The 24,581-nt window shown below is 43.5% G+C and carries 27 protein-coding genes; 25 read left to right on the forward strand and 2 right to left on the reverse strand.

Going from position 1 to position 24,581, the window contains the following annotated elements:
* Positions 1-99: 99 nt before the first annotated feature.
* Positions 100-1,404 (reverse strand): peptidylprolyl isomerase, encoded by a 1,305-nt coding sequence (locus ACTJIX_RS00875; protein WP_314295849.1) that lies wholly within the window; start codon positions 1,402-1,404, stop codon positions 100-102.
* Positions 1,404-3,863, reverse strand: a complete 2,460-nt coding sequence (locus ACTJIX_RS00880) for an LPS-assembly protein LptD (protein ID WP_314295850.1) — start codon at positions 3,861-3,863, stop codon at positions 1,404-1,406. Before ACTJIX_RS00880 ends, ACTJIX_RS00875 begins: the two co-directional genes overlap by 1 nt.
* A gap of 121 nt (positions 3,864-3,984) precedes the next feature.
* Between ACTJIX_RS00880 and ACTJIX_RS00885 the strand changes: the two genes are divergently transcribed.
* The 25 genes from ACTJIX_RS00885 to rpsA all read left to right on the forward strand — a co-directional run bounded on the left by ACTJIX_RS00885 (position 3,985) and on the right by rpsA (position 24,519).
* Positions 3,985-4,998, forward strand: coding sequence for an aminoglycoside phosphotransferase family protein (locus ACTJIX_RS00885; RefSeq protein ID WP_180185082.1), 1,014 nt, complete (start codon positions 3,985-3,987; stop codon positions 4,996-4,998).
* The gene (gene murU, locus ACTJIX_RS00890) at positions 4,999-5,688 is read left to right on the forward strand and encodes an N-acetylmuramate alpha-1-phosphate uridylyltransferase MurU (RefSeq protein WP_440611075.1); all 690 of its coding nucleotides are present in this window, start codon (positions 4,999-5,001) and stop codon (positions 5,686-5,688) included.
* An 85-nt stretch (positions 5,689-5,773) separates the two neighbouring features.
* The gene (gene rsmG, locus ACTJIX_RS00895) at positions 5,774-6,406 is read left to right on the forward strand and encodes a 16S rRNA (guanine(527)-N(7))-methyltransferase RsmG (protein WP_076753747.1); all 633 of its coding nucleotides are present in this window, start codon (positions 5,774-5,776) and stop codon (positions 6,404-6,406) included.
* 25 nt (positions 6,407-6,431) lie between these two features.
* Entirely contained in the window at positions 6,432-7,214 is a 783-nt protein-coding gene (locus ACTJIX_RS00900; RefSeq protein ID WP_004815561.1) for a ParA family protein, read from the forward strand.
* Entirely contained in the window at positions 7,211-8,098 is an 888-nt protein-coding gene (locus ACTJIX_RS00905; protein ID WP_004815563.1) for a ParB/RepB/Spo0J family partition protein, read from the forward strand. The genes ACTJIX_RS00900 and ACTJIX_RS00905 overlap by 4 nt, the downstream gene beginning before the upstream one ends.
* Positions 8,099-8,127: 29 nt before the next feature.
* On the forward strand, positions 8,128-8,766 hold the full coding sequence (locus tag ACTJIX_RS00910) for a MotA/TolQ/ExbB proton channel family protein (RefSeq protein ID WP_440611076.1): 639 nt from the start codon (positions 8,128-8,130) through the stop codon (positions 8,764-8,766).
* Between the two features lie 8 nt (positions 8,767-8,774).
* Positions 8,775-9,197, forward strand: a complete 423-nt coding sequence (locus ACTJIX_RS00915; protein ID WP_004815566.1) for an ExbD/TolR family protein — start codon at positions 8,775-8,777, stop codon at positions 9,195-9,197.
* Entirely contained in the window at positions 9,197-10,924 is a 1,728-nt protein-coding gene (gene msbA / locus ACTJIX_RS00920) for a lipid A export permease/ATP-binding protein MsbA (protein WP_440611077.1), read from the forward strand. The genes ACTJIX_RS00915 and msbA overlap by 1 nt, the downstream gene beginning before the upstream one ends.
* Positions 10,925-10,926: 2 nt before the next feature.
* Positions 10,927-11,931, forward strand: a complete 1,005-nt coding sequence (gene lpxK, locus ACTJIX_RS00925; RefSeq protein WP_440611078.1) for a tetraacyldisaccharide 4'-kinase — start codon at positions 10,927-10,929, stop codon at positions 11,929-11,931.
* Between the two features lie 12 nt (positions 11,932-11,943).
* The gene (gene kdsB / locus ACTJIX_RS00930; protein ID WP_440611079.1) at positions 11,944-12,705 is read left to right on the forward strand and encodes a 3-deoxy-manno-octulosonate cytidylyltransferase; all 762 of its coding nucleotides are present in this window, start codon (positions 11,944-11,946) and stop codon (positions 12,703-12,705) included.
* Between the two features lie 14 nt (positions 12,706-12,719).
* Entirely contained in the window at positions 12,720-13,703 is a 984-nt protein-coding gene (locus tag ACTJIX_RS00935; protein WP_071320091.1) for a DNA polymerase III subunit delta', read from the forward strand.
* Positions 13,704-13,720: 17 nt separating this feature from the next.
* Positions 13,721-14,062 carry a PilZ domain-containing protein gene (locus ACTJIX_RS00940; protein WP_004815576.1) on the forward strand — a complete coding sequence of 114 codons (342 nt, stop codon included), beginning with the start codon at positions 13,721-13,723 and terminating at the stop codon, positions 14,060-14,062.
* Between the two features lie 26 nt (positions 14,063-14,088).
* The gene (locus tag ACTJIX_RS00945) at positions 14,089-14,862 is read left to right on the forward strand and encodes a TatD family hydrolase (protein ID WP_004892792.1); all 774 of its coding nucleotides are present in this window, start codon (positions 14,089-14,091) and stop codon (positions 14,860-14,862) included.
* Positions 14,863-14,902: 40 nt separating this feature from the next.
* Positions 14,903-15,517: a TetR/AcrR family transcriptional regulator gene (locus ACTJIX_RS00950; RefSeq protein ID WP_004892793.1), complete on the forward strand. Its 615-nt coding sequence runs from the start codon at positions 14,903-14,905 to the stop codon at positions 15,515-15,517.
* 9 nt (positions 15,518-15,526) lie between these two features.
* Entirely contained in the window at positions 15,527-16,084 is a 558-nt protein-coding gene (locus ACTJIX_RS00955; RefSeq protein WP_005222521.1) for a type II secretion system protein, read from the forward strand.
* 169 nt (positions 16,085-16,253) lie between these two features.
* The gene (gene gspI, locus ACTJIX_RS00960; RefSeq protein ID WP_171063882.1) at positions 16,254-16,802 is read left to right on the forward strand and encodes a type II secretion system minor pseudopilin GspI; all 549 of its coding nucleotides are present in this window, start codon (positions 16,254-16,256) and stop codon (positions 16,800-16,802) included.
* The gene (locus ACTJIX_RS00965; protein WP_004815587.1) at positions 16,799-17,434 is read left to right on the forward strand and encodes a type II secretion system protein GspJ; all 636 of its coding nucleotides are present in this window, start codon (positions 16,799-16,801) and stop codon (positions 17,432-17,434) included. Before gspI ends, ACTJIX_RS00965 begins: the two co-directional genes overlap by 4 nt.
* A 9-nt stretch (positions 17,435-17,443) precedes the next feature.
* Positions 17,444-18,391: a type II secretion system minor pseudopilin GspK gene (gene gspK / locus ACTJIX_RS00970; protein WP_005222518.1), complete on the forward strand. Its 948-nt coding sequence runs from the start codon at positions 17,444-17,446 to the stop codon at positions 18,389-18,391.
* Between the two features lie 147 nt (positions 18,392-18,538).
* A complete protein-coding gene (locus ACTJIX_RS00975; protein WP_004892805.1) occupies positions 18,539-19,135 on the forward strand; it encodes a 6-pyruvoyl trahydropterin synthase family protein in 597 nt (198 codons plus the stop codon).
* A gap of 45 nt (positions 19,136-19,180) precedes the next feature.
* Entirely contained in the window at positions 19,181-19,897 is a 717-nt protein-coding gene (gene ung / locus ACTJIX_RS00980) for a uracil-DNA glycosylase (protein WP_005222516.1), read from the forward strand.
* The gene (locus tag ACTJIX_RS00985; protein WP_005222514.1) at positions 19,894-21,018 is read left to right on the forward strand and encodes an enoyl-CoA hydratase/isomerase family protein; all 1,125 of its coding nucleotides are present in this window, start codon (positions 19,894-19,896) and stop codon (positions 21,016-21,018) included. Before ung ends, ACTJIX_RS00985 begins: the two co-directional genes overlap by 4 nt.
* A 3-nt stretch (positions 21,019-21,021) precedes the next feature.
* Entirely contained in the window at positions 21,022-21,543 is a 522-nt protein-coding gene (gene tadA, locus ACTJIX_RS00990; RefSeq protein ID WP_004815596.1) for a tRNA adenosine(34) deaminase TadA, read from the forward strand.
* Positions 21,544-21,594: 51 nt separating this feature from the next.
* The gene (locus ACTJIX_RS00995) at positions 21,595-22,026 is read left to right on the forward strand and encodes an SRPBCC family protein (protein ID WP_004892812.1); all 432 of its coding nucleotides are present in this window, start codon (positions 21,595-21,597) and stop codon (positions 22,024-22,026) included.
* Between the two features lie 17 nt (positions 22,027-22,043).
* Complete coding sequence (gene cmk / locus ACTJIX_RS01000) at positions 22,044-22,727, forward strand: (d)CMP kinase (protein ID WP_004892814.1); 684 nt, start codon at positions 22,044-22,046, stop codon at positions 22,725-22,727.
* A gap of 115 nt (positions 22,728-22,842) precedes the next feature.
* Positions 22,843-24,519: a 30S ribosomal protein S1 gene (gene rpsA, locus ACTJIX_RS01005; protein ID WP_004815604.1), complete on the forward strand. Its 1,677-nt coding sequence runs from the start codon at positions 22,843-22,845 to the stop codon at positions 24,517-24,519.
* Positions 24,520-24,581 lie beyond the last annotated feature (62 nt).

Genomic DNA, 24,581 nt, shown 5'->3' on the forward strand with positions numbered 1-24,581 from the left:
TAAAAAACCTCTCAGAAATGAGAGGTTTTTTTATGGTAATAGTCTTATATAGATAATAAAAAACCGGCCAAAAGCCGGTTTTTTTAAAGATGCTGAATATTAATTCTTTTTACGGTCCAGTTGTGGATCTTTAATCTCAACAAAGGCATTACTGCGGGTCTCACGTAACCAGCTATCCAGTTCTGTATCAAACTGACGTTCGCCTAAAAGCTGACGTGCCATACGTTCCTGGTATTCTGAAGTCATATCCTGTTGGCGCGTATCTGTCACCTGTAGAATATGCCAGCCAAACTGAGACTGGAACGGTTCACTGATTTGGCCCACAGGTGTTTTTTTCATACGTTCTTCAAATTCTGGGACCATCACACCTGGATTCACCCAGCCTAGACTACCACTGTCACGTGCTGAACCAGGATCATTGGAGAAGGTAGCCGCCAGTACGGCAAAGTCTTCACCATTTTTTAGGCGGGTATACAGACTGTCAATCATCTGTTTGGCATTTTCAGGACTCACTACTTCCGAAGGCTGAATCAGAATATGACGCGTCTGATATTGTTGTACGAGTGCACGCTTTTCACCCGCTTTACGATCAATCAGCTTAAGAATGTGAGCACCATCGCGGGCTTCAATCAGTTCAGAGGTTTGACCAGGCTGAAGGCTGGTTACACGTGATGCAAGCTCATCTGGAATATCTGAAATATTACGGAAGCCCATGTCAGCAGCTTCAACTTTGACACCATTTTTGGAGTATTTCTTCTCAATTGCTTTCAGGTCGGTAGAGCTTTCTAACTCTTTCTTTACCTCTGCTGCAACTTGAGCTGTATTGTCACCAGAAACACGGACATGTTGTACATGAACCTGACTACCGAGTAATGCCTGACCTTGCGGGGTTTTCAGGAAGTTTTCCACATCCTGATCGCTGATTTTGATACGGGAAGTCACAATCTGTTGACGTAAACGGTTAATCGCAAGGTCTTCTGCGATACGGTTACGTAGAGCAGCATAAGTATTTGGTGCAATTGAATCCAGCTTTTGCTGGAAAGCTTCCAGACTGGAAGAACCAGAGTCGCGTGCAACTTTTAATACTGCATCATTAAGCGCTTTTTCATCAGGACGAACATTATAACGCTTTACCTGTTCAAGTTGAGCCTGACGCAAAATCAGTTGTTCTAAAGCTTGTTGTTGCAGGATTTGTTGTGACGGCGCAGGCTTCTTTTGCTTTTCGAGTTGATGAGAAATCTCTGCAACGCTTTGATCCAGGTCACTACGAAGAATCACGCTATTGTCGACAACAGCTACAACTTCATCCTTGGTCTGTGCAACAGCAAAAGTAGGTATTGCTGCAGAAAGGCATAGCGCAAGTGTGGTTGCTTTAAAAAAATGTTTTAACTGTTTTGTCTTCATTAACGTTCTGTCCAAGTCTGATTGATATTATTAAAGCCCAGAATACGGTTTTCCAGTAGTGATGCCAATTTATTGTTGAATCCACCTAAGCCTCTAAGGCTGAGTTCTGCCATGATCATGCGTTTTGGTTTAACACCCGCTTCATTGATGTCATCCAGATCATTGTAATATGAGCGGCCATAGACGGAAACACCCCAACAGCATGACTCATAGTTCACGCCAAGTAAATATTCACGTGCAACGTTGTTTTCCAGATCGTATTGAGCATGACCAATCAGACGCCAGTTATTGAAAACAGGCTGAATGAATGAACCAACCACTTGATCATAGCTTTTTTGACGGTCAGTAATTTCATTGCGATAGAAATAGCCTACATTGTAGAGATTACCTTGTTCACCAGTGTAATAGGCTTGCACATCGCGCTGTGCATTCTGACCATTCGACATCCATGCTGAGTTAAAGTTGACATGGAAATTATTGGAAAGCTGGCTGGATAGTTGAATTACAGGACCAGTATGCGTTTCACGGTCATATTCATCAATATCCCGTTCTAAAGTCACGCGACGGTCTTCGAAGAAGAAACTTTGGCCTATACTGGCACGCAGGCGTTCTAAACCAACATCATTAAACAGGCTGTAGCTTAAGCCTACGGATGCAAAGTTATTGTCTTCTAAACGGTCATGACCATAGAAACGACGTGGGCTGAATAGCTGATCATAACTGATCGAGGCATTCACTGAGTCAAAATTTGGCTGACCTTCTTGATTCTCGTAAGGTGCGTAAGCATAAAACAGACGAGGTGTTAGTGTCTGTAAATAGCGTCCTTCTTTTTCAAAAATCAAACCAGCATCGAGAGTGAATTCTGGCACTACAATAGATTTATCTTCACTTGAAGAATTAGTTTGGTTCTGGTCTAAAAGATCAATCGTGTCCTTGTCATAGAAGGTATTAATGTTGCGCAAGGACAATTGAGGAAGCAGGAATAAACCAGGTGTTCGATGATTATAGCGAACTGCCAGATCGTTATAGATACGTGTACCACTCGGTTCGTAACTGCCTGTAGCTGGATTTATATTATTAACATCTTTTTTGAAATAGGCAGTATCGTGATTGGCTTCGAATTGCCAACCGAGCGGGTTGCCCGTTTTATAGTTGACCAGGAATTGTGGCAAACGCGCATAAGGACGGTCTTCATCTGCAACTTCTGGGTCTAGGGTCTGGAAATCTTCTACTTTTAACTGTGCTTTTAAGCCTGGAATACCATTTTTATAGTTAATTTCCCAAGCACGACGTAAATTCAGATCAGTTTTAGAATTTGGGTTGTTATTTAGATCTGAGAAGAAATCTTTATCTGATGCATAGTTATATTCAAGATTGGTTGAGAACTGCTCGTTAATCTGCCAGTCATGACGGAAATGCAGGTCTTTACGGTCTTGATCATCATAGCTACGATCTGAAGGTAAAATGCCCCCCCAGATTTGACCATAGCCAAAGTTCTCGGTCAAATAACGGAACTGTCCATCCAGCATTGCACCACGGTCAGCGATATAACGTGGTGTAATGGTAGCATCGTAATTTGGTGCTAGATTTAAATATACTGGAACGCCCAGTTCTAAACCACCATCATTGGTAAAACCAAAACTAGGGGTCAGAATCCCGGTGGTGCGACGATCATCAATCGGGAAGTTAAAATAAGGTACTGCAAGAACAGGCACATCTTTAACGTATATTTTGGTATTACGAGTTTCACCACGACCTGTTTCCTGATTCAGCTTGATGCGATCCGCCTGAATTTTCCAGGTTGGCTTCTGTTCAGGTGGGCAAGTAGTATAGGTCGCATTTTCCAGTTCAACTGTTTCAGTGGAGGTTCTGGCGATTTTTTCTGCACGTCCATGCGCATGTTGTTCTTCTGCAATATAAAAGCTGTTATTTAAGTCGCCTTGTTGGGTTTTTAGGTTGTAATTAATGTCATCACTTTGTGTGAGTAGACCTGCTTGTGCCAGCTGTACTCGACCTTGAGCTTTTGCGTAGGTCTGGGTCTGGTCAATGGTCACTTGATCTGCACGAATCTGACGACCTTGCTGATCAATGATGACATTGCCTTCTAAGTAAGAATCGCCATTCGGATTATAGTGGCCATAGTCAGCAGTAACGGTAGAAGTCGCTTGATCTGGAGCAACTGCTTCAACTGCAGGTGAAACTGGAGTAATCCAGGTGCCTTGACAATAGGCAGAACTTAAATACTGCCCCTGACGTTGTTGTGCTTCAGGCGTGGATTTGTCAACATAATATTGAGAGAAAAATGCTTCACCAGGATAGGTCTCCTGTAAGCTTTGATTAAGCTGCTGATTGTTGATGTTGGATGAGTCATTTTCTGCAGCATAGCCTGAAATTGAGCTACCACATAACAAAGTTAAGATCGCAGTCGCTAAAGGATTATATTTAAACTGATGCTTCATTTGTCTCATTAACCAATCATGCTTTTATCGCAATTAATTATTGTCGCATCATAGAGAAAAAGTTGATAAGTAGCTACACTTAGTACTTTAAAAACTCAGCCTGTACTAGAATTTATTGCAAATGAATACTCAACGCGAACAATTGATACAATCTTGGATTGCTTCTGTACTCGGTTCAGATCAATTTGAAACTCATTTTTTAGCAGGCGATGCCAGTTTTCGTCGTTATGCACGAATCAAACTGAATAATAAAACATTTATGCTAATGGATGCACCACCAGAAAAAGAAGATTGTGTGCCTTTTGTGACGATAGATGAATTTTTTGATGCGAATGGTGTTCGCGTGCCGCACATTGTGGCGAAGGATCTGGAAAATGGTCTATTACTGCTCGAAGATTTCGGCAATGTGATGCTGTCTGATCTGCTTAATGACGCCACTGTCGATGCTTATTATGAACAGAGTTTTAAACAGTTAGTTCAGTTACAGTCTATTCAGGGCGAAGGATATTTTCCTGAGTATTCTTATGAAAAACTGATCTCGGAAATGGAACTGCTGACTGACTGGATGTTACCGGCTTTAAAAGTCATTCCGACCGCAGCAGAAAGTACGCTGATTAAGCGCACCTTTGCCATTCTGGCGAATGCAGCATTAGCTCAACCTCAAGTGATAGTGCACCGTGATTTCCATAGCCGTAACCTGATGCAGATTGCAGGTGAAACAGATCTGGGCGTGATCGATTTTCAGGATGCAGTCATTGGTGCGGATACTTATGACCTGATCTCGATTACCCGCGATGCCTATGTACAGTGGAATGCTGACCGTGTCTATCGCTGGTTTGAAACTTTCTATAACTTATTGCCGGCTTCTGCCAAAGAGGGTCGTGATTTTGGTCAGTTCAAGAAAGATGCCGACATGATGGCCATTCAACGTCATATCAAGATTTTAGGTATTTTTGTGCGCCTGTTTGAACGTGATGGTAAATCGGGGTATTTGAAAGATTTGCCGCGTGTGATGTGGTATCTGCTGGAAGAAAGTAAACCTTATGCAGAATTGCAGCCGTTTATGCAGTTTATCAATGAGCGTGTATTGCCAGCCTTTGAAGAAAAATATGGTTCATATGAGGTGGCTGCATAAATGAAAGCGATGATTTTGGCTGCAGGCCTAGGTAATCGCATGCGCCCTTTAACGCTGCATACACCAAAGCCACTCTTGGAAGTAGGTGACAAGCCTCTGATCGTCTGGCATATCGAAAAGTTGACGGCGATCGGTGTGAATGAAATCGTCATCAATACCGCATGGCTAGGTGAAAAACTTGTGGAAGCTTTGGGGGATGGTTCGCAGTTTGGTGTCAAGATTTTATGGTCACATGAAGGTGAGGGGTTGGAAACTGCTGGTGGTATTATCAACGCTTTGCCTTTATTAGGGGATCAGCCTTTTATTCTGGTGAATGGTGATGTCTGGACCACCATGGATTTTGCGCCATTATTGACAGTGGAGCTGGGTGAAAACCTGGCACATCTGGTATTGGTGCAAAACCCACCTCAGCACCCACAAGGTGATTTTAGCTTGGTTGAAGGTAAAGCTTATACCTTTGATCAGAATGTTCAGGGTGAAAATCTGACCTTTAGTGGTGTATCTGTGATTGACCCGAAAATGTTTGCAGGTCTGGAAGCAGGTAAGCGTCCACTGGCGCCATTACTTAAAGAGGCGATGCTGGCAAATCAGGTTGCCGCATCAAAGCTGACGGGTAATTGGGTTGATGTAGGGACGCCAGAGCGTTTAGCTGCACTGGATACTGAAATTCGTGAAGGGAAATATGCTTAAGTGAATATTCACTAAGCACTCCCTACTGTGCCAATATAGAGAAAGCGGTATACTTTCTTCTAATTTTTTCGAGCGTTAATTGTTTATGCATACGTTTTTTCAGGAATTAAAGCAGGGTAGCCAGGCTTTAGGTTTAGCATTGAGTGATGAAACTTTAAATTTATTACTCAAGTACCAGGACGCTTTGGTGCTGTGGAATAAGGCATACAATCTGACTGCCATTCGTGATCCGAAAGAAATGCTGGTCAAGCATCTGCTAGACAGCTTAAGCATTTTAAAGGATCTGCCATCAGGCCGTCTGCTCGATATTGGTACCGGCGGCGGGATGCCGGGCATGATCATTGCATTATGTCAGCCGGAACGTAACTGCGTACTATTAGATTCAAATGGCAAGAAAATCCGTTTCCTGAAGCAGTTTATTGCTGACCTGAAGCTAAAAAATGTGATTGCGGTGCAAACACGCGTTGAAAATGAAGACAGTATTAATGAACTCGGGCAGTTTGATGTGATTACCAGTCGTGCCTTTGCATCATTGACCGATTTTGTAGACGCATCGAAACCTTATATGCATGAGCAAAGTATTATTGCTTCCATGAAAGGTCTGATTCCACAAGATGAAGTTAGTGCTTTAAAAGATGAATTCAGTTGTGAGATTATTGAACTAAAAGTTCCGCGCTTAGACGAACAACGTCATTTACTTTTATTAAAACGTATTTAAGATTTTCAAAGGAATTGGGGTCAACATGGCACAAATTATTGCGATTGCAAACCAGAAGGGTGGCGTTGGCAAAACCACAACCGCAGTAAATTTGGCGGCATCTCTCGCAGTATTAAAAAAACGTGTGCTGCTTGTGGATATGGATTCACAAGGTAATGCTACGATGGGCTCGGGCATTCAGAAAAATGATTTACTTTATTCAGTAACGGATGTGTTGCTTGGTGAAGTGCCGATTGAAACGGCAATTACCAAGGCGGAAGTTGGATATAAAGTATTAGGCGCCAACCGTGATCTGGCTGGTGTAGAGCTGGCAATTGCCGAACAGGAAGGCCGTGAATTTATTCTGCGTGATGCCCTGCAGGAAATTGAAAAATCATTTGATTATATTATTGTAGATTGTGCACCAAGTTTAAGCCTGATTACCGTGAATGCCTTAGCTGCCGTGGATGGCGTAATTATTCCAATGCAATGTGAGTATTATGCATTAGAAGGATTGGCTGATTTGACTCAGACCATTGACCGGATTCAGCAGGCTTTAAATCCTGATCTACAAATCGTGGGTGTATTACGTACCATGTATGATGCGCGTAATGCACTGACACGTGATGTCTCTGAAGAATTACAACAATATTTTGGCAAGAAACTTTACGATACCGTGATTCCACGTAATATCCGTCTGGCTGAAGCACCAGCACATGGTTTGCCAGTGATTTATTTTGAAAAAAGTTCTAAGGGTGCAGTTGCTTACCTCAATCTGGCGGCTGAAATGTTAAAGAAAAGCAAAGTGAAAAAAGGAAGTAAAGCATGACCGTGAAGAAACGTGGACTCGCCAAAGGTCGTGGTTTGGATGCATTACTGGGGTCAATTCAAAAAGAAAAATTACAGCTTGAAGCACAAGGTCTGGATCATGGTCAGCTGAAGCAGATTGATGTGAATCTGTTGAAACGTGGTGAATACCAGCCACGTCGCTATATCAATGAACAGGATTTGCAGGAACTGGCTGCTTCAATTGAGAAGCATGGCATCATGCAGCCGATCGTCATCCGTCCGGTAGATGATGAACGCCATCCTTATGAAATTATTGCGGGTGAGCGTCGCTGGCGTGCAGCACAATTGGCAGGCCTTACAGAAGTTCCTGCGATTGTGCGTGATCTGAATGATCAGGTGGCAATTGCGCTAGCTTTGATTGAAAATATCCAGCGTCAGGATCTGAATCCAATTGATCAGGCAATGGCGCTGCAACGTTTCCATGAAGAATTTGGTCTGAGCCATCAGGAAATTGCCGATACAGTAGGCAAGGCGCGTACGACAGTCAGTAATTTACTGCGTTTGCTGACCCTGGCTGAAGAGGTCAAAGACTTTATGCAGCAAGGGTTGCTTGATATGGGGCATGCGCGTGCGATCCTAACTTTGAAAGCCAAAGACCAGCTGAAAGTGGCTGAAATGGTAATTGAGAAGAGCCTGTCCGTACGCCAGACTGAGCAATTAGTGCGTGATTTTAATACTCCAAAACAGGATAAACCAAAGCCAGTCGTAGCGCCGGATATTCAACAACTGACACAACGTCTGTCAGAACGTTTTAGTGCAGAAGTGAAAATTGATTATAACAAGCAGGGCAAAGGCAAACTGGTCATTAGTTATCATTCACTGGAAGAGCTAGACGGTATTCTTTCGATCCTGGATGACGAATAAAACTTGATTCTTGATTGGGGACAAATCAGATGTGGGAATTGGTAAAAGCAGGTGGGTGGCTGATGCTACCCCTCGTATTATGTTCGATTTTCATGGTGGCCATCTCATTAGAGCGATTTATTCGCCTGAAAAAGAGCCTGATATTACCTAAAGCGCTTTTGATGGGTCCTGGGCAAAATGCCAATCAGGTGATACAAAAACTAAATGTAGATAAATCCCTGCAAGGGAGTACATTAGGCCGTGTTTTTGCAGCAGGTGCTGCCAGCCAGCAACAGACCGAGCAATATGCAAGTGCCCAGATGGAAGTCGTTGCTTCGCAGGAAATTGGTTATCTGGAAAGAAATATCAATTTTTTGGGAACTTTAAGTGCAGTTGCACCTTTGCTGGGTTTGCTCGGTACAGTGATCGGAATTATTGAATCTTTTCTTATGATTGACGTGGGTACTACCAGCGATCCAGTGCTGATGATGCCGGGGATTTCCAAGGCGTTAATTACGACAGCTGCCGGGATGCTGATCGCGATCCCTGCCTTATTTGCACATCGTTATTTTCAGCGTCTGGTACAGGAATATGTGGCCGAGCTGGAGCAGCAGGCCACTTTATTTCATGCTGACCTGTTTTATTCGCATGCTTCAGAGGCGGATGAAAGTCTTCAGAAGGCGAGCTGAGGTGAGTCATGAAATTCAAACGCAATCAGGTTGAAGATGTTCATATCAACCTCACTCCGATGATTGACTGTCTGTTATTTATCTTGGTATTTCTATTGCTTTCTACGACTTTCAGTCAACTCAGCCGTATGAATTTGACCTTGCCAGACGCGCAAGGAGTTCCACCGAAAAACTTTGATCAAAAGGTTGAAGTCACTGTGGATGCAAATGGGCACTATGCAGTGAATGGGCAGTCATTGGCGAGCAAAGAAGTGGCTGATTTAAATACCGCAATTAAACAGATTTCTAACGAACGACGTGATTTAATGTTCGTGATTGCTGCTGATGCAAAAGCAGCACATCAGGATGTGATTCGCGTTATGGATGTTGCAGGGCAACTTGGCTTTGTGAACATCAACATCAGTACGAAAGTACCTACCCGAGGTTATTAGTGAAGCAAGATTTAAAAGTCTATTTACGTCTTCTCAGTTATTTAAAACAATTTTGGGGATTGGCCTTACTGGTTATCCTGGGTTTTTCCATCAATGCTGCAACAGAAGTCTCGGTTGCCAAGTTGCTGGAATATATTATTGAAGCGATTCAGACTCGTGATCAGGGTTTTACGACGATCTTCCCGTTTCTGGTGGTCTTGCTGATCTTTTTCCGCGGTGTAGGTTTGTTTTTAGGTGGCTATTTTACTGCAGTCATTTCCCGAAATCTGGTCTTTAATATTCGTCAGGAAGTCTTTGCCAAGCTGATGCGTCTGCCTTCGCAATATTTTCTGGATAATACCAGTGGTCATATTACTGCTAAAATTATGTATAACGTTGAGCAGCTGACTGCTGCCTCAAGTGATTCACTTAAAGTGATTGTGCAGCAAGGTCTGATCACAATCGCGCTGATTGGTTATCTGCTTTATACAAACTGGCGTTTAACGTTAATTATTCTGATTTTTGCACCGATCATTGGTCTGCTTATTCGCAAAGCTGCACAGCGTATGCGTAAGCTGTCCAAGCAAGTGCAGAACACCATGGGGGATGTGAACCATGTGGTACAGGAATCTGTAAATGCCAATATGGTGGTAAAAGCCTTTGGCGGTCAAACGTACGAGCAGGAACGTTTTAGAAAGCACTCTCTAGAAAACTTGCGTCGTGGCTTGAAAATGGTTGTGGTGAAAGAGCTCAACAGCCCGATCGTACAGCTCATTATGTCTATTGCGCTGAGTATTGTCATGTTCCTGGCTTTGCGCCCGGAAATTTTACGTGACACGACTGCAGGTGAATTTGTCGCTTATATTACCGTGGCAGGTATGTTGTCTAAACCGATCAAGGCACTTACTGAAGTCAATGAAAAAATTCAGCGTGGTATGGCGGCAGCTTATTCAGTGTTTGAATTACTGGATATGCCGGAAGAAAAAAATGCAGGTACTTTTAAAGATACTTTAAAAGGTAATATCCAGCTGAAAAATGTGAACTTGACTTATTCTGATGGGTATCAGGCATTAACCGATCTGAATCTTGATGTAAAAGCCGGACAAACAGTAGCATTGGTAGGTCGCTCAGGTGCAGGTAAAACTTCACTGGTAAACCTTTTAATGCGTTATCAGGAAGCAAGCTCCGGTCAAATCCTGTTTGATGGCAAAGACATTAAAGATTTTGAGCTGAATGCTCTGCGTACCCAGATCTCGATGGTAAACCAGCAGGTGGTGCTGTTTAACCGTACCGTGCGTGAAAACATTGCGTATGGTCAGTTGGAAGATGCTGCAGAAGAAGATATTATTGCCGCGGCTAAAGCTGCTTATGCCCATGACTTTATTATGGCTTTGCCAAATGGTTATGATACTGAGCTGGGCGCACAAGGTCTGAATCTGTCTGGCGGTCAGCGCCAGCGTATTGCGATTGCGCGTGCTATTCTGAAAAATGCACCAATTTTAATTCTGGATGAAGCAACCAGTGCGCTGGATAATGAATCTGAATACTTCATTCAGCGTGCTTTTGATGCGGCAATGCAGGATCGTACCACTATCGTTATTGCTCACCGCTTATCTACGATTGAAAATGCCGACAGTATTGTCGTCATGGATCAAGGTCGCATTCTGGAGCAGGGGACCCACCAGGAATTGATCAACCGCAAGGGTGCTTATTACCAGTTGCATCAACGCAACTTCGAGGAACAATAAGTATGTCACTGGCACAGGTCATTCAGGATGCCTGGAATACACAGGCTAAATGGCTGATTGTATTTCGACCATTGTCCTGGCTGTACCAGATCGGATTTAGCTTAAATAAAGCCTTATATGATAAAGGTTTTAAAGCAAGTTATACCGCACCTGTACCTGTGATGGTGATTGGTAATATTACTGTGGGTGGGAGTGGGAAAACTCCATTACTGATCCATTTGGTTGAATATCTAGAAAAACAAAATGTCCGGGTTGGCGTGATCAGCCGGGGTTATGGAGGTAAAGGTCCATTTCCTTGCTATGTCGATACGCAGGCGACCGCAGAAAGTGTGGGGGATGAACCCGCACTGATTGTCCAGTCGACGGGTGTACCGATGGCTGTTGGTCCTAATCGTCAGCAGAGTATAGAGCTGCTATTGTCCAAACATGATCTGGATTTGATTATTTGTGATGATGGTTTACAGCACTGGGCTTTGAATCGTCAGATTGAGTGGATCGTACTGGATAATAATCGTGGTCTGGGCAATCAGAAACTTCTGCCTGAAGGTTATTTACGTGAGCCAGTTGAACGTCTAAAAACCGGTACTGTAATTGAGCATACGGCTCATCCGCAATCTGACTTGCATATGCATTTGGCTCCCTCACAGCCGTATTTACTCAATCGGGCAGGGTTGCAGACTTTTGATCCGAACTTACCTTTTTATGCCGTCGTCGGGATTGGTTTTCCACAGCGTTTCTATCAGACCTTGGAAAGCCTGGGTATTCAGCAATTCCAGTGCCATGAATTTCCGGATCATCATGACTATGAAATTGAAGATCTGCAGTTTGAAGATAATTATCCGATCATTACCACTGAGAAAGATGCAGTAAAGATTATGACTTTACTCAAACAGAATCCGGAATTTAATCGTGATATCTGGGTGGTGCCTGTTGAGGCAATATTATCGCCAGCCTGTTATGCGATCTTGCAGCAACAACTTGGTGAATACGGTATTTCTATTTCTTAAGGTTTATTCATTATGAAACACATTGTCATTCCTGCACGCTTTGCCAGCTCACGTCTGCCGGGTAAACCTTTATTAGAGATTCATGGTCGTCCAATGATTCTGCGTGTGGTTGATCAGGCGCGTAAAGTAAAAGGTTTTGATGATCTATGTGTAGCGACAGATGATGAACGTGTTGCAGCCGTATGTCGTGCTGAAGGTGTGGATGTTGTCATTACTTCACCTGATCATCCATCGGGAACCGACCGCCTAAGTGAAGTAGCAAAAATTAAAGGTTGGGCAAGTGATGATATTATCGTTAATGTCCAAGGCGATGAGCCGTTATTACCTGCGCAACTGGTTCAGCAGGTGGCTCAGCTACTGGTCGATCAGCCAGAATCGTCTATGTCGACACTTTGTGAGTCGATTCATCAGCTTGAAGAATTTCAGCGTGACAGTATCGTGAAAGTGGTGATGTCAAAGCACAATCAGGCGCTGTATTTTAGCCGTGCAACGATTCCTTATGATCGTGATGGAGCAAAACAAGCTGAGCAGAAACTGCATGATCAGGCCTATCGTCATTTGGGGCTGTATGCTTATCGGGTGAAGTTGCTTCAGGAATATGTAACCTGGGAAATGGGCGTTCTGGAAAAGCTGGAATCTTTAGAACAGTTGCGTGTGCTGGAAAATGGTCACCGTATTGCCATCTCTGTTGCTGAAGTGAGTTTGCCCCCTGGTGTAGATACCCAGCAGGATCTGGATCGTCTGAACCAGCTTGATCCATCTGTATTCGCCTAATTTGAGAATTTAGCATGCCGCTTGATGCCACCGCACAAATTTATCCTTGGCAACAACAAGTCTGGGATACGCTTACTGGGCGTTTTCCCCAGCTTGGGCATGGACTACTGTTTTATGGCAAAAAGGGTTGTGGTAAGGAAGCTTTTACCCAGCAATTTCTAGCATGGGTATTATGTCAAAATCGTCATATGCGCAATTTGCCATGTGGTGAATGTGGCAGTTGTCAGTGGCTTAAAGCAGATACTCATCCCAATTATGTTTATATCAGTACCGATGAAGAAAACAAAAAACAGAATGCCAAAATCAAGATTGAAAAGATCCGGGATTTATTGCCATTTGTGCAGCAAACTGTTGATGGTTGGCGTGTTATTGTCATAGAGCCTGCTGAAGCACTGAATATTGCCTCTTCCAATGCTTTGCTGAAAACCCTGGAAGAGCCGGGTGAAAATATTGTCATTATTCTGCTGGCTGATCATTACTTAAAATTACCCGCGACAATTCGTAGCCGTTTACAGCATTTTGCTTTGGATCGCATTACATCAGATCAGGCCACAAATTATTTAAACGAATATTTACCAGATGCAGGATCTTCCCAACAACAATTATTAATGAATCTGGCCAATCAGATGCCGTTACAGGCGATTGAAGTGGCTCAGAGTGCCTGGATGCCGATGCGTCAGGATTTTTTGCAAGACTGGAAAAAACTGGTTATAGAAAAAAATATGCCGATCGCAATTGCGACGCGATGGAACAAAAGCCTGAACTTTAGTGATTTTGGGCAGATGTTTGAATACTTGTTGTCGGATTTGATTTGTGTCAAGCTAAATCAAGCCGTTAAAAACATCGATTTGGAATTTGATGTATTGGCTCAACAATATTCATTAGAACAGCTTTTTGATATTTATGGGGAATTTCAGCAGTCCAAGCAGTATCTGGAACAGAATGTACAAAGCAATCTGGTTCTGGATCAGCTCTGTATTCGACTGATGAATCTTTAACGAACAAGGAGAAGAATATGCAATCACGTATGGGGGGGATTATTCAGGCCAATATTCCTGATATTGAAACTCTATTTGCCAGTTATATGCCATTTGTTGCAGGCGGTGGTCTTTTTATTCCTTCCAATCAGACAGTAAAGCTCGGGGATGAAGTTTTCGTTCTGACTACTTTACCTGAACAATCACAAAAAATTCCTTTAACCGGTAAAGTCATCTGGGTATCACAAAAACAAAATGGCATTAAACCACAAGGTTTTGGCATCCAGTTAAGCGGTGATAAAGGCATTTTCTTTAAAAATGAGGCCGAACGACTGACTACGGGGCTTAAATCTGCAGGGCGTAGAAGCTACACTATGTAATTCTCCCTGCTGAAAAGGACTACACCGTGTTTGTAGATACGCATTGTCATTTAACTTTACTCGACTTAACGCCTTACAGCGGTGATCTGGATCTGGCATTGGCACAGGCACGTGAAGCAGGTGTTTCCAAGTTTATGAGTATTTCGGTAGATCTTGATGATCATATCGAACTGGCCAAGATTGCGGCACGACATGCTGATGTAGGCTACACCGTGGGTGTGCATCCTTGTGAAGATGCTGCAACCATGGCGCGCGCAACTACGGATTATCTGGTTGAGCTGGCACAGCCAGAAAAAGTTTGGGCTTTAGGTGAAACAGGTCTGGATTATTTCCATAGCACTGATTTTATCCAAGAACAGAAAGAATGTTTTGCACGCCACATCCATGCTTCTCAAGTCGTGAAAAAACCGGTGGTGGTCCACACCCGTTCAGCCAAGCATGACACAGTAGATATCATTCGCGCTGAAAAATCTACACATGGCATCTTACACTGTTTTACCGAAGACTGGGAAACAGCCAAAGCAGTTCTTGACTGTGGTTATTATGTCTCTTTTTCAGGCATTGTTTCTTTCAAAAATGCGCAGGATTTACGTGATGTGGCGAAGCAGGTTCCACTGGATCGCGTGTTGATAGAGACAGATAGTCCTTATCTGGCACCCGTGCCTTATCGGGGTAAATCAAATGAACCGAAATACGTTCCATTTGTAGCCAAAGCCTTATGTGATGTATATGATAAGAGCTTGGAAGAAATGGCTGCAATCACAATGCAGAATTTTGAAAATCTTCTAAGTTTTAAGTAATACGAATTAAATAAGAGCAGAAGAGAGTTATAGGGTGAAGATGGATCGTCAGGCTCAGTTTCGAGCAAGAGAAACCTTGATTTTTCAAGTGGCAGAACAGCTGCTACTTGAAAATGGTGAAGCCGGTATGACGCTAGATGCGTTGGCTGCAGAACTGGATTTGGCTAAAGGCACACTCTATAAACATTTCCAAAGCAAAGATGAGCTGTACATGCTGCTCATTATCCGTAATGAACGTATGCTGCTGGAAATGATCCAGGATGCGGAAAAGGCTTTTCCAGAACATTTGGCTTTCTTCATGTTGCATCATCTGCATCATCCGGAGCGTACGGTACTGTTTCATCAGATTGAGGAGCGCTTATCGACGACTGGGGTGGGTATTCAGCAATTATTTACTGAGCTTTACCAGATCCGGAAACAGCGTTTACGTCTGATTATTCGCATGACAGAAAGCTATCTGGAATCAATTCAAAGCAGTATGCCAGTACGTGATTATCTTGCTTCGATCTGGTCGCTAACTCATGGTGCAGCTGCAATCCTGAACTCCAGTTTCTATCAGCGTTACCTTGGTTCTCGTGATACTTTACGTGTGGCCTATATCGACCAGGCTCTGGCTTTACCCAAAAAAATTAATTCGGTTGAGCAGTTTGCTTAAAGGCATTCCATGAAAATCCAGTCTCTATCATCAAATCGTGGTTTTACACTCATTGAATTGATGGTGGTGATTGTCATTATGGGAATTCTGGCATCTCTGGTGATGCTGAATATAGGTGGGGTAGATCAGCGTAAAGCGATGCAGGCACGTGAAGTGTTTATGCTGGATTCACAACGCATTTTACGTGAAGCGAATGATCAGGCGCGGGTGCTCGCCTTGCAGACCCAGCCGGCAACGGATGTCAGCCCATTTCAGTACACTGTGGTGGAATATCAAAAAAATTCTGCCAATACTGATTTTAGCTTAAGTAGCACATCACAGAAATGGATTCACTATACTGAATTTAAGACCCAAGCTTTGCCAGATAAAGTATCTTTGCAGATTCAGCTCTTGGACCAGCGTTATGAAAATGCACAAAACCGGGATTTGACCATGCAGGATGCGCCAAAATTGATTTGGCTCGGCAATGGGGAAGTGAAGCCGGTACGGATTCAGTTTTATCTTGATAATAATGAAGTCGGCTCTGCGATTGAAATCGACCACCTGGGTAAAATCAATGAAATTTAAATATTTCAAGCAAAGTGCTGGAGCTGATGCAATCAAGTCATTTAAGACGAGTACTGATCGATTTCATTATGTGTACCTCGAGCATAGCTCTTTATCTTACACAGCGGTGAAGCAGCATTACACTCATCGCAGTTCCTCAAGCACAGCTTTTGGACTTTCTTGTGCGACAATGCCGCTCAAGTCGAGTATTGCTCGATTTAATCGTATGCACTCCGAACAGAGTTCGTCATCTTGCGCTCGAACGAAACGTTGTTTTGTTTATCGCTGCTCCTCAAGCATAGCTTTCGGACTTTCTTGCGCGACGATGCCGCTCAGGTCGAGTGTTACTCGACTTAATCGTGCCTCAGGTTTTACTTTGCTGGAAGTCATGGTCGCACTGGCAATCTTTGCTACCGCAGCCATGGCACTGACTAAAGTGGCAATGCAATATACCCAGTCGACTTCCCATGCCATCTTACGCACCAAAGCTCAGTTTGTTGCTTTAAATGAAGCAGCACAAATGGAAGTCAATCAGGAATGGCTAACAGGAACTTCATCCCGGCAGATTACCCAGCAGGGTGAGTCCTGGCAGATTGATAAGAAATCTGAACCAACTATTAGCCCAAATGTACAGCGTGTTGATATTCAGGTCGGTATTGTCGATGCTGATACTGGGCAACTGGAATCTGGTGTCAGTAGTCTGGTGTTTTTTAATCATCGGGTGAATCAGATACAATGAAAAAAAATGGATTTACCCTGGTTGAGCTGCTGGTTGCGATTGCGATCTTTGCCGTATTGTCTGCATTAGGATGGCAGGTCTTTGATCATATCCGGGTCACGCGCGATCAAAATACCCTTCATGAACAAAAGTTAAATCAATTACAGCAGGGCTATCAGCAGATTCTGCGTGATATGGTGCAAACAGTACCCTTAACCGCAAATGTAAATGGTGATATTCAGCCAGCTTTAGTATTGCAAGATGGTCGTTTTAATTTTAGTAAGACTGGTGTTACGGATCCACTGGAACAAGGCATTGCACCGGATGAGCGGGTAGAATATCAATATCGGGCGGATGAGCAAAAAGTCTATCGGCTTAAATTCAGGAACCTGAACCAGACCGGACGCGATCAACCGGAATCGAGCATATTGCTGAGCGATGTAGAACAGTTTCAAATTACTGCACTGAATCCAAATGAAATCACACAATGGCCGGAAAGTGGACTGGATTTAAATCGTACTGAAAACAAGCAGCTTTTACCGAAAGGCATCAAGATCAATCTGATTGTACAGGGTGTGCAATATGAATGGTTGTTCAGTCTGCTGAACACAGATTATCTGTCAAATAATACCAATAATATAGGCAGCTCATAGGATCGAAGTATGAAGCAGCAACAGGGCATCGCATTAATAACCATTCTGGTGATGGTTGCACTGGCAACCATCCTGGCGGCAACGATTGCCAAACGTCAGGCTGCGACTGCGGAAAGTACAGCTTATCTGATGCGCCAGAATCAGTCCTTGATGTATGCCAAAAGTGCTGAAGCCTTCTTTTCCGAATTGCTTGTAAATGACGCTGAAAATGCCGCTGATATTGATCATCTGAACGAAACCTGGGCACAACAGATGCCTCCTTTTCCTGTGGATGATGGCTATATTGCTGGCAGGCTAGAGGATGAGTCGGGCAAGTTTAATCTGAACAGTCTGGTGGCTGAAGATGGAACCGTAAATGAACCGGCGAAAAAATGGTTTGAACTGATTTTGAAACGGGTTGGATTACCGGAACAATTAAGTGAAGCAGTGATTGACTGGCAGGATCAAGATGAACTGCCAATTGGTGCTATGGGAGCAGAATCCATTCATTATCAAGGTTTGCCAAATGCTGCATTGCCACCCAATGCCAATTTTCATAGTATAGAACAACTCAAGCTGGTACGAGGTTTTGAAGAGAGCCGCTATAAACTGCTGCTAAAATACGTAACGGCAGCCCCGCTAAAGGATACGCAAGTGAATATCAATACGGCACCAGCGGCTTTGCTGGCAAGTCTGGATGACAAGCTGGATGTGAATGCTGTGCAACAAGCTTTGGATCTTAAATTTGGTAAACAGGAGCACTTTGCTAATGTATCTGAACTTTGGCAAGTTGCTCCTTTTGATCAGATAGCTGCTGAAAATCGTAACCAGTTTGCCACATTATTGGGCGTAAAGTCCCAGTTCTTTAAAGCACGGATTGAAGTGATGCTGAGTGAACGTAAGCGTCAGTTTAGCAGTGATCTGATACGGCAAGATAAGCAAGTCTATGTCTCGTATCGCAGTATGGCGCCATTTTAAATTATCTTCATACTTCAGCCAGAGTGCGTAGAAGCTGTATATGATCCGTTTTGTCTATTAACGTGAACTGCAAAATTAATCCTCCTTCTTCTAGTTTTGCTTTATAATTGTAGTGAATTCACCTATTTTTTGACGACATTACGGCACATGTTAATTCGTAAGCTATTTAAGTTTGAAAATGCTCATATCGTGCGAAATTGCACATCGGATCGCTGTAAGCGTTCGATCCATGGTCATAGTTATAAAGTAGAATTATTACTGAAAGCCTCTAAGCTCGATCATGGTCAGATGGTATATGACTTTGGCTTGCTAAAAGGTGTCATCAAGGACTTTTTTGATTCATTCGATCATGCTATCTGCTTTTGGCAGGACGATAATCCCGAATACATTCAGGCCTGCAAGAATTTTAGTGCACGTTGGGTGTCATTGCCAGTATCGCCGTCTGCTGAACAGTTCTCGCGTATTTTCTTCTTTTTAGCGCAGCAAGTGCTGGCTTCAACCATTACCCAGAATGGTGAAGGAGATGTCGAGGTGTATTCCGTGATTGTGCATGAAACCGATACCGGTTACGCGCAAAGCTTTTTGGAAGATATCGAAAATGAGCAAATGGGGCTACTTAACCTGGATCAGATTGAATTTTCTGAACAGGTACAAGCTGAATGGACTGATCCTGATATGTTCAGCAAGTTGAAACAGGGGATTCCATTCCACAATCCAACCGTAGACTTACAGGTAAAAGTTTAAGCTGTTTCAGTTTTAAACTGCATGACATCAATTTAGGATGAAAAAATGTCTTTATTAACTGAACAGCAAATTGCAAAACTGAATAAAGTCCAGCTGGATGAAAGCTGGAAATATAGCCTGAGTGATTTTTTACTCGGTGCAAAAATGGATGCACTTAAAAATTTTCTGATTGAAGAAAAAAAAGCAGATAAAGTTATTTATCCACCGAATCATCTGATTTTTAATGCGCTAAATACGACACCGCTGGATCAGGTGAAAGTGGTGATTTTAGGGCAAGATCCTTATCATGGTCCAAATCAAGCACATGGCTTGAGTTTCTCGGTGCAAAAAGGGGTTGCATTGCCTCCATCTTTGCGTAATATTTTTCATGAGTTGCACTCGGATCTGGGCGTGCCTATTCCTAAACATGGCAACTTGACCCATTGGGCAGAGCAAGGTGTATTGCTCCTGAATGCAGTATTAACCGTAGAAGCGGGCCAGCCGACTTCACATCAAAAACGTGGCTGGGAAGAATTTACTGATCACGTGATTGATGTCATTAATGAACAACGTGAAAATGTAGTCTTTATTCTTTGGGGTGCTTACGCGCAGCGTAAAGGACAACGCATTGACCAGAATAAACACCTTGTACTTAAAGCCGCACACCCGTCGCCGTTGTCGGCAAACCGTGGCGGATTCTTTGGTTGTAAGGTATTTTCCAAAGCAAACAATTATCTTAAACAACATGGCATTGAGCCTATAGATTGGCAGCTGGACGCATGACATATTCTCCTGTATCAAAACAATATCACTCGGATCTGATTGTCGAAGAAGCCCAAAATGGATGGCGCATCGTTCGATTAAATCGTCCGAAATCACTACATGCACTGGATGAAACCATTGCATCGGCCTTGCTTGAGGTTTTTGAAGATTTTCATCACGATGACAATGTAAAAGCAATCTGGTTCGATTCGACTACCCCTAAAGCATTCTGTGCAGGTGGGGATGTACGTAAATTGCGTCAGTTAGTCATTAATGACGAAGTTGCAACTGCGAACAAATTCTTTGAGCAGGAATATGCTTTAGATCTGTTGCTACATAACTATGCCAAACCAGTGCTGGTATGGGGTGAAGGTTATGTGATGGGTGGTGGTCTAGGTTTATTTATGGCGGCACCGTTCCGTCTGGTAACGCCATATTCCCGTCTGGCCATGCCTGAAATCAATATCGGTCTGTATCCAGATGTTGGTGCAACGCGTTTCCTAGCAGACCGTGGTGCGATTGGTTTATTTACCGGTTTAACTGGTTCAATCATGACTGCGGCTGGTGCTTATGGTATTGGCTGGGCAACCCATATCTGCGATATGCAGCGCGATGCCGTTCTGCACAAAATGGTCAATGTTGACTGGGATCATTATCCGGCGGGAGATTTCCGCGCTATTGATGATACGTTAAACAGTATGCATCGTCCTGTAGGGCCTGGACCATTGCAAAATTCACTTGATGTTATTCATAGTGTCTGCCGTGGCGTTAATTTTGAACATGATTATGAAGCTATTGTTGGTTTAAGGGATGCGCGCAGCGACTGGCTGCGTCAAGCCAGTGAAAATCTTCAAAAAGGCTCTCCAGCAACTGCTGCTTTAACTTGGCTATTATGGCAATGGGGTAAACAGGTACATTCCTGGAATGAAGTTTTTGAGCTGGAAATCCAGATTTCTGACTGGAAAATTCGTCATCCGGACTTTGTCGAAGGTGTGCGTGCACGTCTGGTCGATAAGGACCTATCTCCGGAATGGGAGAAAGGTGCTGACCTGAGTCTGAAAGGTATCTTTGGCAATAATCCGCCAGTTACTCAAATTGACAGCTGGAATGCGCTATTAAGACAGTATGGTGTCATTAGCTGATTCATGACTGAATATATTAAAACCGATGCAGAATGGATGCAGTTTGCCTACGAGCAGGCTGCATTAGCGGCAGCGCAGGGAGAAATTCCTGTGGGTGCAATTATTGTCAGTAATAACCAGATTATTGGTCAAGGCTTCAATTCTCCAATTTCATTGAATGACCCTACCGCACATGCAGAGATTGTGGCCATTCGTGAAGCCTGTCAAGCTATTCAAAACTACCGTCTACCTGATGATGCAGTTCTCTACGTGACTTTGGAGCCTTGCACCATGTGTGTAGGGGCACTGGTACATTCACGGATTTCCCGCGTGGTTTTTGGTACCACAGAGCCGAAAGCAGGCTCACTGATCAGTGCACGTAAGCTCTTTGAAACTGGCTACTACAATCATGTTTTTGAGTTTGAATCGGGATGCTTGCAAGCTCAGTGTGCCGGGCAGCTCAGCGATTTCTTTAGAATGCGCCGGGAACAGAAAAGACAATTAAAGTTACAAGAAAGGCAAATGAATGCTCAGAATCAGGCCTGAATTCTGTTTAATATTAACCCTTAAAAATAACAACCCCAACCAGGACTTATGATGAACGCCATACAAGTAAAAAAAGAATTTCCTGCACCTTTAGCGCAGGTGTTTGACCTGTTGTCTAAACACGCAACTTATAATGTAGCCTTTGCCCCGATTCAGGTGGAACGTATCAAGGATTCTGCGGATCCTGAACGTCCTGATGGTCTGGGGTCAATTCGTAGCCTGGGCATTGGGCCGATCAAACCGTTAAAGGAACAGATCACACTGCTTGAGCCGAATTCGCGGATTGAATATAAAATTATTAAAAATCCGCTGGTGAAACATCACTTGGGTATTATTGAGTTTGAAGCAGTTTCAGATGATAAAACGCTGGTGACCTATACTATTGAATTACAGACTCGTGCACCCTTTGTCAGCAAATTAATCCTTGCACAGCTAAAAGCAGGGATTAAACTAGGCTTCGCGAAACTCGCAAAATCTGTTTAAACAACAATGGAAAAGCAATGACAGTTCAAATTATTACCATTGATGGACCAAGTGGTTCGGGCAAGGGGACACTCGCTGCGAAAATTGCAGCACATTACGGTTTCCATCTGTTAGATTCAGGTGCGTTATATCGCCTGCTTGGATTGTCATTGCAGCAGCAGGATTTGCTGGACTCATTAGATAATGAACTGGAAAAATGCGTACACATTGCTACAAATTTAGACATCCAGTTTACAAGTACTGCAACCGGAATACAGGTATGGTTAGAAGGTGAGGATGTGACCCATACTATCCGTACTGAACGTGTTGGTGAGTTTGCCTCAAAAGTTGCCGCAATTCCTGAACTTAGAGCTGCTTTAGTGGGTCGTCAGCATGCTTTTGCACAAGAACCAGGTCTGGTGGCAGATGGTCGTGACATGGCAACCAGTATCTTTCCGAATGCCCAAGCCAAGATATATTTGACCGCATCGGCTGAATCACGTGCGAACAGACGAGTAAAGCAGTTGCAGGGCATGGGGCTGGATGCTAAAATAAGCGACATTTTAGCTAATATACAGGCTCGAGATAAAAGAGATATGGAACGCACGGTCGCTCCGCTCAAGCCGGCAACAGATGCTTATATCATCGACAGCTCAGAACTGGGTATCGATGAAGTATTTAATCTGATGACCGCTTATATCGACAGCCAGTTAGCTCATTAACCGAATTATCAAATTCAGCAGACGCATAGCTCGATCAGTTTTATATGGGACTATGTAGACGCTTAACTAAACCGGCCTTGTCTGATCCAAGACCGCTGACTTTATCGGAAATATCATGACCGAATCTTTTGCAGCCCTCTTTGAAGAAAGCGAATTAAACCTCAACGTTGAAAAGGGTGCAGTCATCCAAGGCGTTGTAGTAAGCATCGACTCTGACTGGGTAACTGTTGACACTGGCCTTAAATCTGAAGGCGTTGTTGACCGTGCTGAGTTCTTAAATGAACAACGCGAACTTGAAGTTCAAGTTGGCGACACTGTAGACGTAGTTGTTGAAGCACTTGACAACGGTATGGGTCAAACTGTTCTTTCTCGCGAAAAAGCTAAACGCGCTGAGACTTGGACTAAACTTGAAAAAATCTTTGAAGACGGCGAAATCGTTACTGGTGTTATCTCTGGTAAAGTTAAAGGCGGTTTCACTGTTGACATCGGTCCAGTACGTGCGTTCCTTCCTGGTTCTTTAGTTGATACTCGTCCTATTCGTGATACGACTCACTTAGAAGGCAAAGAGTTAGAATTCAAAGTAATCAAGCTTGACGCTAAACGTAACAACGTTGTTGTTTCACGTCGTGCTGTTATGGAAGCTGAATCTTCAGCTGACCGTGAAGCGCTTCTTGCTCAGCTTGAAGAAGGTCAAACAGTTACTGGTACGATTAAGAACCTTACTGACTACGGCGCGTTCGTTGACCTTGGCGGTATCGACGGTCTTCTTCACATCACTGACATGGCTTGGAAACGTATCAAGCACCCATCAGAAGTTGTTGAAGTTGGTCAAGAAGTTACTGTTAAAGTACTTAAATTCGACCGCGAACGTAACCGCGTATCTTTAGGCCTTAAACAATTAGGCGAAGATCCATGGTTAGCGATCATGAGCCGTTACCCTAAAGGTTCTATCGTTAAAGCTCGCGTAACTAACCTAACTGACTACGGCTGTTTCGCAGAAATCGCTGAAGGCGTTGAAGGTCTAGTACACGTGTCTGAAATGGACCACACTAACAAAAACATCCACCCATCTAAAGTAGTTCAGATCGGTGACGAAGTTGACGTTATGGTTCTTGAAGTAGACGAAGAGCGTCGTCGTATTTCTCTTGGTATCAAACAAACTCGTGCTAACCCATGGGAAGAGTTTGCTAAGAACCACGACAAAGGCGAGAAAGTATCTGGTACGATCAAGTCTATCACTGACTTCGGTATCTTCATCGGTTTACCAGGCGGTATCGATGGTCTAGTTCACTTGTCTGACATCTCTTGGAACGAACAAGGCGAAGAAGCGATTCGTCGTTACAAGAAAGGTGACACAGTTGAAGCGGTTATCTTGTCTGTAGATGCTGAAGGCAACCGTATCAGCCTTGGTATCAAACAATTGAACAGCGATCCATTCAACGATTTCTTAGCTGCTAACGAACGCGGTGCGCTTGTTAAAGGTACTGTAACTGCTGTTGACGCTAAAGGCGCTACAGTTAAGTTAGCTGACGAAGTTGAAGCGACTCTTAAAGCATCTGAAATCAACCGCGACCGCGTTGAAGATGCAACTAAGTTCCTTGAAGTTGGTCAAGAAGTTGAAGCTAAGATCATCAATGTAGATCGTAAATCTCGCTCTATCAATTTGTCTATCAAAGCGAAAGACGAAGCTGAAGAGAAAGAAGCTGTTGCTAACTTGAAAACAGCTGCTGCTGGTCAAGAAAATGGTCCTAAGACTATTGGTGACCTGATCAAGGCGCAAATGAGCAACTAAGTAAGCACAGGAAATGTATTGTTAATGTAAGTTAACTAATATTTTCTGAACGATTACTGTAA

It is taken from the genome of Acinetobacter sp. 22323 (genome assembly GCF_052044895.1).
Taxonomy (GTDB): Bacteria; Pseudomonadota; Gammaproteobacteria; order Pseudomonadales; family Moraxellaceae; genus Acinetobacter; species Acinetobacter schindleri.